We start from the raw sequence: 9,488 nt of genomic DNA, 5'->3' as shown, positions 1-9,488 counted from the left end.
GGTGGCACTGCGAGCACACGTCGGCGTGGATGACGCCGTTCTCCGCGGTCGAGCGCGTGGTGAACGTGGCGCCACAGGTGCAGGTCACCGTGGTCTCCACGTACGTCGGGTGGATGTCGCTCTTCAAGACAGTCTCCTAGGATCAGGTGCCCCGGGTCGTCCACACGGTGTGAACGTGAACCGGAACCAGCCATCTAGTCTGCCACGAGGCCGCTACCAGGCGGAAATCCGGGGTCAGCGACCGCCCTCCTCGGCAGCCTCGGCTCCGCTCGCCGGAGCACCGCGCGGCGCCGGCATCGGGCTGTTCGCGCCCTTCACGCTCTTCCAGATCGCCTCGTTCAGCTGCTGCTCGGGCGCCTTGTCCGCCTGGCTGAAGTCCATCTTCGACGACTCGGCGGCCAGCGGCGCCGACGCGGTGTTCTTCTCGTCGAGCGACTGCGACGGCGTGCGGGCGTCGTACGGCGCCAGGTTCGGCTTCGGGGTGAAACTCGCGGTCATCGGGGTCGCCCCGGCGTCGAACTGGGTCAGCGGGCCGATCCCGGCGATCAGTTCCATGGTCCGCATCATCGAGACCGTGCTGTACATGGTCGAGTCGACCTTGCCGGTCTGCGTGTACGGGCTGATCACCAGCGCGACCGTCCGGTGCGCGTCGACGTGGTCGGGACCGTTCTGCGCGTCGTCCTCGGTGACGAAGATCGCGGTGTCCTTCCAGTGCTTGCTGTGCGACACCGCGTCCACGATCCGCCCGAGCGCCTGGTCGTTGTCGGCCACCGCGGCCTTCGGCGTCGGCTTGCCGACCGCCGTACCGAACGTGTGGTCGTTGGGCAGCCGGACGAACTGCATGGCCGGCAAGGTCTCGGACGCGTTGAACTCCTTCAGCCACTCGTCCACGCGGGTGTTGTCCCGGATGTCGCCGTTCTGCGCGGCGTAGTTCGGGTCGGTGTGCGCGGCCAGCCGCGGCTCGGTCGCGAACACCTTCGCGGGCAGCGGGCCGCCGGCCCACATGCCGTAGTTCCGGTACGAGACGCCGGCGTCGTCGAGCCGGTCCCAGATCCGCGAGTCGCCGGTGAGCTTGCCCGGGTCGGTCGCCTGGTTCGTGTACACGTCGTCGCCGCGGCCGCGGCCGGAGTACGCCACCGGCCAGAGGTGCTCGTTGTACGCGTTCGACTCCGACGCGGTCGCCCACTCCCAGCCGTCGGACGAGACCGCGCCGTCGGCGTAGAAGTTGTCGAGCGTGACGAACTGCCGGGCCAGCTGGCGCTGGTTCGGGGCGGAGTCGTCGCCGAACAGGTTCAGCGACGGGTCGCCGTTGCCCTTGCCGAGCGAGCCGAACACCTGGTCGTACGTCCGGTTCTCCTTCACCACGTAGATCACGTGCTTGATCGGGCTCAGGTCCCCCGGCCGGACCGGGACCACGTTCGCCGGGCCGTTCGGGTGCCCCGCGCCGTCGAAGCGGTCGTTCGCGCGGACCTGCTTCGTGTACTGCGCGAGCGCGTCGCGGCTCGGTACGGCGATGTCCGACAGCGTGCCCATGATCATCGAGCCGACGTACTGCGAATAGTCGACGACCGGGTTCGTCGGCTGCGGGCCGCCCGGGTTCGGGCCGGCGCCGAGGCCCTTCGCGTTCGTCACCAGCAGGCGCTTGTGGTCGCGCGTGACGGTGACCGTGGTCGGGTACCAGCCGGTCGGGATCAGCCCGGTGACGCGGTTGTTCGCGAGGTTCACGACCGCGACGTCGTTGTTGCCGGCGTTGGCGACGTACAGCGTCTTGCCGTCGATCGCCAGGCCCTGCGGGCTGGAGCCGACCGGAGCGTGCTGGTACGGCGCGAGCTCGATCGTGCGGGTGATCGCGTCGGTCGCCGGGTCGATGCCGATCACCTTGTCGGCGTCGGTGACCGCGACCAGGAGTTCGCCGGTGGCCGGGTTCCGCAGGATCGCGGTCGGGTGGCTGCCGACGGTGAGGGTCTTGCGGACGGTGAGGGTCGCGGTGTCGACGGCCGAGACCGTGTTCGTGCCCCAGTTCGAGACGTACGCCGTCTTGCCGTCGGCGGTCAGGCCGACGGTGAAGGGGTTCGGGCCGGTCGCGACCTTGCCGAGGACAGTTCCGGTCGCGGTGTCGATGGCCGACAATCCGCCGTTGCCGTTCGTCGCGACGTACAGCTTGCTGCCGTCGGCGTTCAGCGTCAGGCCCGCGGGGAACGAGCCCTTCGGCAGCGTGATCGGTGCCGTTTCGGTGAGCAGGCCGTTGGCCTGGGTGTAGACGCGGACCTTGTCGTTGCCGCCGGCCGCGGCGTACAGCTTGCTGCCGTCCGGGCTCCAGGCGAGGCCGATGAAGAGGGCCTCCGGGCTCGCGTACGGGAGGTTCTGGACGACCTTGCCGGTCGCGGCCTCGACCAGCGAGAGGCTCTGCGTCCGGGTGCCGGCGTTGCTGATCGCGAGGTACTTGCCGTCCGGGCTGAGCGCCGAGCCGAACGGTTTCTCGCCGAGCTTGGTCTGGTCGCCGGCCGGAGTGACCCGCCAGCCGTACGTCGTGTTCGCCGTACCGTCGGGTTGTGGGCCGGCGTGCCTGCCGGGCAGTACGTTCGCGGCCGCGGCCCCGGTGACCGCCACCAGCACGATCCCGACGGCCGAGACCAGTCGCCATCTTGTGCGCATTGCAACTCCCGCCGAAGTGAGTACTTGACGGGTAAGACATTTCCTCCGGGAAGAAACCTTCGGTGAGCCCGAGATGAACCCCCGGAACACCTTCTCTCAGCTACCTGAGAATCCGTTCAGCAGCAGCTCCTGACCGAGCGGGAGGAAGCCGGGCCAGCCAGAAACGCAGACGGTGGTGGGAGGGGTCTTGTTTCACCACCCCTCCCACCGTCTTTTTGTCAGTCGCCGTTCGTGGTGCTGTGAGAAGTGCCTGTTGACGGGGTGGTTTTGTTCACCTGCAGCAGGAACTCGATGTTCGACTTGCTCTCCTTGAGCTTGCCGATCAGCAGCTCCAGCGCCGCCTGCCCGTCCAGCGCGGACAGCACCCGGCGCAGCTTCCAGACCACCTGGGTCTCGTCCTTGGACATCAGCAGCTCCTCGCGGCGGGTGCCGGAGGCGACCACGTCGATCGCCGGGAAGATCCGCCGGTCGGCGAACTCGCGGCGCAGCCGGAGCTCCATGTTGCCGGTGCCCTTGAACTCCTCGAAGATCACCTCGTCCATCTTCGAGCCGGTCTCGATCAGTGCGGTCGCGAGGATGGTCAGCGAACCGCCGTCCTCGATGTTCCGGGCCGCGCCGAAGAACCGCTTCGGCGGGTACAGCGCGGACGAGTCCACACCACCGGACAGGATCCGCCCGCTGGCCGGCGCCGCGATGTTGTACGCACGCCCCAGCCGGGTGATCGAGTCCAGCAGTACGACGACGTCGTGGCCGAGCTCCACCAGCCGCTTGGCCCGCTCGATCGCCAGCTCCGCGACCGTGGTGTGGTCGTCGGCCGGCCGGTCGAACGTCGAGGCGATCACCTCGCCCTTCACGGTCCGCTGCATGTCGGTGACCTCTTCGGGCCGCTCGTCCACCAGCACGACCATCAGGTGCACTTCGGGGTTGTTCGTGGTGATCGCGTTCGCGAGCGCCTGCAGCACCATCGTCTTACCGGCCTTCGGCGGCGAGACGATCAGGCCGCGCTGACCCTTGCCGATCGGGCTGACGATGTCGACGATCCGGGTCGTCAGGATGCCCGGCTCGGTCTCCAGCCGGAGCCGCTCGGTCGCGTACAGCGGGGTGAGCTTGTTGAAGTCCTGCCGCTGCTTGGCGATCTCCGGGTCCGCGCCGTTCACGGTGTCGATCCGGACCAGCGGGTTGAACTTCTCCTTGCGCTCACCCTCCTGCGGCTGCTTCACCGCGCCGGTGATCGCGTCACCCTTGCGCAGGCCGTAGCGCTTCACCATCGAGAGTGCGACGTACACGTCGTTCGGCCCCGGCAGGTAGCCGCTGGTCCGGACGAACGCGTAGTTGTCGAGTACGTCGAGGATGCCGGCCGCGGGGACCAGGACGTCGTCCTCGGTGATCGTCGGCTCGGCGTCGTACCGCTCGCCGCGGCCGCGGTTGCGGCTGTTGTCGCGGCCACCGTCACGGCCGTCCCGGCCACTGTCGCGGCTGTCGCGACCGTCACGGCTGCTCTGGCCGTCGCGGTTGCGGTCCCGGTCGCGACCCCGGCGACGCCGGCGACGGCCCTCGCCGTCTTCGCCCCGGTCGTTGTTGCGATCGGCGTTGCGATCGGCGTTGCGGTCACTGTTCCGGTCGTTCTGGTCCTGCCGGTCCGGGCGATCCTGCCGGTCCTGGCGGTTCCGCTGGTTGTCGCGGCCACCGTCCCGGTTCTGGCTCTCGCGGTTCTGGGTCTCACGGCTCTGGCTCTCGCGGTTGCCGTCGCGGTTGTTGTCCCGGTTGCCGTCCCGGTTCTGATTGTCACGGCTCTGGTTGTTGCGGTTCCGGTCGCGGGTCCGGCCCTGGTTGTCACCACGGTCGTCGGCCCGGTCCTCGGTGGAACCGGTCTGAACAGCACCGTTCTGCGCGGCGCCGTTCTGGACCGCCGGCTCCGGCTGGGTCTGCCTCGCCTCGGGCGCTTCGACGGCGGCCTCGCGGGCGGCACCGTTCTGCCGGGCGTCGTGCTGCACGTCACGCTGGGCGTCGTGCTGTACGTCGTTCGGTCCGTGATTCTGGGCGGGCGCCGTACCCGGCGCCGCGTCGGTGGCCGCGTCCTTCTGCGCGGCGGCGCGGGTCCGGCGACTGCCGCCCTCGCGCTTGGCCGGCGTCTCGGCGGTCTTCGCCGCCGGCGCCTCGGCCGCCTCGTCGAGCGTCGGCTGCGTCGCCTTCGCCCGGGAGCGACCGGTAGAGCCACTGGCGGTGGAACCCGCCTGAGCGGCCTTGATCGCCTCGATCAGCTGGCCCTTGCGCAGCGCGCCGGTGCCCTTGATGCCGAGCGTCCCGGCGAGCTGCTTGAGCTCGGGGAGCAGCATGCCCTCGAGGCCGCCGCCAGCTTTCCGGCGACGCGTGGCGGTGGTAGCCGCTGCGTCCGCTCCGCTGGAGGCTTCAACAGTTTCTGTCACGTGAGGTCCTTCCCACACGGATCGTCGGTGTCCGCTACGGCTCACCGACCAATTTCATTCCACCCACGGCCACACAACGGGCACGCGGGGTACAGGAGGTCTCTCGTTCGATCTGAGTCCCCCCGGACATCTCCGACGCAGGCGGCGCAAGGTCACATCCACAGGAGGGTCGCCACACAACACAGGGTGCCGGGAGCACAGCCCGGATCGTGACGAGAGCACACCGATCACCTGGAGGGGATCGGGTGAGTCGAGACTAGCACCACTACAGGTCCTTCTGCCGACTCAAGGGGTACAACGCGTGTCCACCGTGACCCATTCCCCGCGTCAGCCCGCCTCCATCGACCAGACCTGTACGCCGACTGGATCGATTCCCAGCTCGTACTTCGTCCAGCCGTCCGCGGCGTCCGGCGTACCGCTGCCGCCGAGAACGGCGACCGTCGGCCCGGCGCCGCTGACGATCGCGGCGAGCCCGCTGCCGCGCAGTTTGTGCACCAGTGCCAGGCTCTCCGGCATCGCCGGCTCGCGGTACTCCTGGTGCAGGAGGTCCTCGGTCGCGGTGAGCAGCAACTCCGGGCGCCCGGTCAGCGCGGCGACGAGCAGTGCGGCTTTCCCGGCGTTGGCCGCCGCGGCACTGTGGGATACAACGCCCGGCAGCAGTCCGCGCGCCTCCTTGGTGAGCACGCGATTGTCCGGTACGTACGCAACCACAGCAGTGTCCGCCGACGGTTGCAGCTTCACCGCGTGGCCGGTCCCGCCTTCTGTCCAAGCGATAGTGAACGCTCCGAGTGCTGCGGCGGCGACGTTGTCGGGATGCCCTTCGAGCTCGTTCGCGAGTACGACGAGGCGCTCGCGGTCGAGGTGTTCGCCGGCCAGCGCGTACGCCGCCGCCAGCCCGCCGACGATCGCGGCCGACGAGGATCCGAGCCCGCGTCCGTGCGGAATCCGGTTCTCACACCGCAACGTGAAACCCGGGACCGACGCGCCCAGCGCCTCCAGCCCCGCCCGGATGGATCGCACCACCAGATGCGATTCGTCGAGCGGCACTTCGCCCTCACCACACCCGCTGACCTGCACCGTCACGCCAGATCCACCCGGCGTGACAACCAGGTCGTCGTACAGGGTCAAAGCCAACCCGAACGCATCAAACCCAGGCCCAAGGTTCGCACTGGTAGCCGGCACCCGAACCCGAACCTGATCACACGCCCTGCGGCCGCCCTCGGCATCACTCATCTCAGGCGAACCCATCTCAGGCGAGGCCGGCCAGTCGGGCTACTGCATCTGTGTCCGCCGGCGTCACCGGGGGTTCTTCGAACGTCGCGTGGCTGAGGGCGGTGTCGATGTCTTTCAGGCCGTGGCCCGTGACGGTGATGACGACCGTGGAGCCGCCGGGGACCTCGCCGTTGGACTTGGCGAGCAGGAGGCCGGCGACGCCCGCCGCGGAGGCGGGCTCGACGAAGACGCCTTCGCGGGCGGCGAGGTCGCGTTGCGCGGTGAGGATCTGTTCGTCGGTGACCAGGTCGATCCGGCCGCCGGACTCGTCCCGCGCGGCCTCGGCCAGCGTCCAGGACGCCGGGTTCCCGACCCGGATCGCGGTCGCCGCGGTCTCCGGCTTCTCGACGATCGCGCCACGCACGATCGGCGCCGCGCCCTCGGCCTGGAAACCCCACATCTTCGGGGTCCGGGTCGCCAGCTTGTCCTTGACGTACTCCTGGTACCCCTTCCAGTACGCCGCGATGTTGCCCGCGTTCCCGACCGGCAGCACGTGCAGGTCCGGCGCGTCGCCGAGCGCGTCACAGACCTCGAACGACGCGGTCTTCTGTCCTTCCAGGCGGACCGGGTTCACCGAGTTCACCAGCGCGACCGGGTAGTTCTTCCCGAGCTCCCGCACGATCCGCAGGCAGTCGTCGAACCCGCCGTCGATCTGCACCAGCTTCGCCCCGTGCACCACGGCCTGCGCCAGCTTGCCCTTCGCGATCCGCCCGGCCGGGATCACCACCAGCGGCAGCATCCCGGCGCGTACGGCGTACGCCGCGGCCGACGCCGAGGTGTTACCGGTGGACGCGCAGACCACCGCCTTGTCGCCGGCCTGCGCGGCCAGCGAGATCGCCACCGTCATGCCGCGGTCCTTGAACGAACCGGTCGGGTTGTTGCCCTCGACCTTCAGCCACACCTCGCAGCCGGTCTGCTCGCTCAGCCACTGCGCGGCCACCAGCGGCGTCCCGCCCTCGCCGAGCGTGACCACCGGCGTGTCCGCCGAAACGGGAAGCCGGTCCCGGTACTCCTCGATCACGCCCAGCCATTGATGACGACGCTGGTGCACCATGCTCGCTACTCGCCTTCTACCCGCATCACACTGCTGACTTCACGGACGATGTCCATGTCCCGCAAGGACTCCACGGTCGCGGACAACGCGGCATCGGTCGCGGTGTGGGTGACCACCACCAGCTGCGCGTCACTGCCCCGGCCCTCCTGGCGGACGGTCTGGATCGACACGTCGTGCTCGGAGAACGCGTGGGCCACCGCCGCCAGCACGCCGGCCTTGTCGGCCACGTCCAGCGACACGTGGTAGCGGGTCGTCGCCTCGCCCATCGGCCGCACGGCCCGCTGGGTGTACGACGACTCGCCGACACCCGGCACGCCCTTGAGCCGGTTGCGCGCGGCGGACACGAGATCCCCGAGGACGGCACTGGCCGTCGGGGCGCCGCCGGCACCACGACCATAGAACATCAGCCGCCCGGCCGCCTTGCTTTCCACGAAAACCGCGTTGTACGCGTCCCGAACACTGGCCAACGGATGCGTGACCGGGATCATCGCCGGGTACACCCGGGCACTCACCGAGTCGGTCCGCTCGTCCAGCTCGCAGATCGCCAGCGACTTCACCACGCAGCCCATCTCCCGGGCGGAGGCGATGTCGGTCGCGGTCACCTCGGTGATGCCCTCGCGGTGCACGTCGGCGATCGACACCCGGGTGTGGAACGCGAGACTCGCGAGCAGCGCGGCCTTCGCGGCGGCGTCGAAGCCCTCGATGTCCGCGGTCGGGTCGGCCTCGGCGTACCCGAGCGCCTGGGCCTCCTCGAGCGCCTCGTCGAAGCCGGCGCCGGTGCTGTCCATCTTGTCGAGGATGTAGTTCGTGGTGCCGTTGACGATGCCCATCACCCGGACCACGTCGTCGCCGGCCAGCGACTCGCGCAGCGGCCGGAGGATCGGGATCGCGCCGGCGACCGCGGCCTCGAAGTACAGGTCGCGCTGGTGCTTCTCGGCGGCCGCGAACAGCGTCGGGCCGTCCTCGGCGAGCAGTGCCTTGTTCGCGGTGACGACCGAGGCGCCGTGCTCGAGCGCGGTCAGGATCAGTCCGCGGGCCGGCTCGATCCCGCCGATCACCTCGATCACCAGGTCCAGGTCGCCGCGCGAGACCAGCGCGTGCGCGTCGGTGGTGATCAGGCCGGGGTCGACGGCGATGTCGCGGGCCCGGCCGGGACGCCGTACCGCGATGCCCGCGATCTCCAGCTTGGCGCCGACGCGGGCCGCGAGGTGGTCCGCCTGCTCGGTCAGGATCCGCACCACTTCGGTGCCGACCACTCCACAACCGAGCAGGCCTACCTTGAGAGGCTTTTCATCATTCATCGGGCGGTCCCCATGTCCAGGAGCAGCAGGTCGTCTTCGGTCTCACGGCGTACCACCACGCGCGTTCGGCCGTCCTTGACCGCGATCACCGGTGGCCGCGGCACGTGGTTGTAGTTGCTCGCCATCGACCGGCAGTACGCGCCGGTCCCGGGCACGGCGACCAGGTCCCCGGGCCGGACGTCGGCGGGCAGGAACTCGTCCTTCACGACGATGTCCCCGGCCTCGCAGTGCTTGCCGACCACCCGGGACAGCAGCGGCTCGGCGTCGGAGTACCGGTTGGCGAGCGTGCAGGAGTAGTCGGCGTCGTACAGCGCGGCGCGGATGTTGTCGCTCATCCCGCCGTCCACCGACACGTACGTCCGGGCCGCGCCCGCGTCCAGCTCGACCTCCTTGACGGTGCCGACCGAGTACACCGTGCACATCGCCGGGCCGACGATCGCCCGGCCGGGCTCGATCGACACCTTCGGTACGTCGACGTCGTACGCGCGGCACTCGTGCTCGACGATCTTGCCCATCTCGGTGGCGAGCTGCGCCGGGTCGGACGGGTCGTCCTGGGTGGTGTACGCGATCCCGAAGCCGCCGCCCAGGTCGAGCTCCGGCATGTCCACGCCGAGCTCCTCGGAAACCCTTGCGTGCAAAGCGATCACGCGCTTCGCGGCCACCTCGAACCCGGACGAGTCGAAGATCTGCGAGCCGATGTGCGAGTGCAGGCCGAGCAGCTCCAGCTCCGGGGATTCGTTGACCCGGGCAACGGCTTCGAAGGCCGCGCCGGAGGTGATC

General features: G+C 69.6%; 7 protein-coding genes. All 7 read right to left on the bottom strand.

What is annotated here, in order from left to right; translation table 11 throughout:
* Nucleotides 1-127, bottom strand: a 127-nt coding sequence (rpmE, locus tag VFF46_RS34365) for a 50S ribosomal protein L31 (RefSeq protein ID WP_325041419.1), incomplete at its 3' end; no start/stop codon positions are given.
* A 107-nt stretch (nucleotides 128-234) separates the two neighbouring features.
* The gene (locus tag VFF46_RS34360; RefSeq protein WP_325041418.1) at nucleotides 235-2,655 is read right to left on the bottom strand and encodes a bifunctional YncE family protein/alkaline phosphatase family protein; all 2,421 of its coding nucleotides are present in this window, start codon (nucleotides 2,653-2,655) and stop codon (nucleotides 235-237) included.
* A gap of 218 nt (nucleotides 2,656-2,873) precedes the next feature.
* Nucleotides 2,874-5,081 (bottom strand): transcription termination factor Rho, encoded by a 2,208-nt coding sequence (gene rho / locus VFF46_RS34355; RefSeq protein ID WP_325041417.1) that lies wholly within the window; start codon nucleotides 5,079-5,081, stop codon nucleotides 2,874-2,876.
* Nucleotides 5,082-5,408: 327 nt separating this feature from the next.
* Nucleotides 5,409-6,215, bottom strand: coding sequence for a homoserine kinase (locus VFF46_RS34350; protein WP_325041416.1), 807 nt, complete (start codon nucleotides 6,213-6,215; stop codon nucleotides 5,409-5,411).
* 115 nt (nucleotides 6,216-6,330) lie between these two features.
* A complete protein-coding gene (gene thrC / locus VFF46_RS34345; RefSeq protein WP_325041415.1) occupies nucleotides 6,331-7,407 on the bottom strand; it encodes a threonine synthase in 1,077 nt (358 codons plus the stop codon).
* A 5-nt stretch (nucleotides 7,408-7,412) separates the two neighbouring features.
* Nucleotides 7,413-8,708 carry a homoserine dehydrogenase gene (locus VFF46_RS34340; protein ID WP_325041414.1) on the bottom strand — a complete coding sequence of 432 codons (1,296 nt, stop codon included), beginning with the start codon at nucleotides 8,706-8,708 and terminating at the stop codon, nucleotides 7,413-7,415.
* Nucleotides 8,705-9,488 (bottom strand): diaminopimelate decarboxylase family protein (locus VFF46_RS34335; RefSeq protein ID WP_414673125.1); only part of this gene is annotated, 784 nt, incomplete at its 5' end. The genes VFF46_RS34340 and VFF46_RS34335, both read right to left, overlap by 4 nt.

Origin of the sequence: Kribbella sp., assembly GCF_035655035.1 — a bacterium.
In the GTDB taxonomy this organism is placed as follows: domain Bacteria; phylum Actinomycetota; class Actinomycetes; order Propionibacteriales; family Kribbellaceae; genus Kribbella.
The sequence above is the reverse complement of the archived record's forward strand: the minus strand, read 5'-3'. Positions and strand labels throughout refer to the sequence as shown.

Bases quoted from the DNA above. Each gene is read 5' to 3' on its own strand.
- VFF46_RS34360 (WP_325041418.1), bottom strand. From the start codon at position 2,655: ATGCGCACAAGATGGCGACTGGTCTCGGCCGTCGGGATCGTGCTGGTG.
- thrC (WP_325041415.1), bottom strand. From the start codon at position 7,407: ATGGTGCACCAGCGTCGTCATCAATGGCTGGGCGTGATCGAGGAGTAC.
- VFF46_RS34340 (WP_325041414.1), bottom strand. From the start codon at position 8,708: ATGAATGATGAAAAGCCTCTCAAGGTAGGCCTGCTCGGTTGTGGAGTG.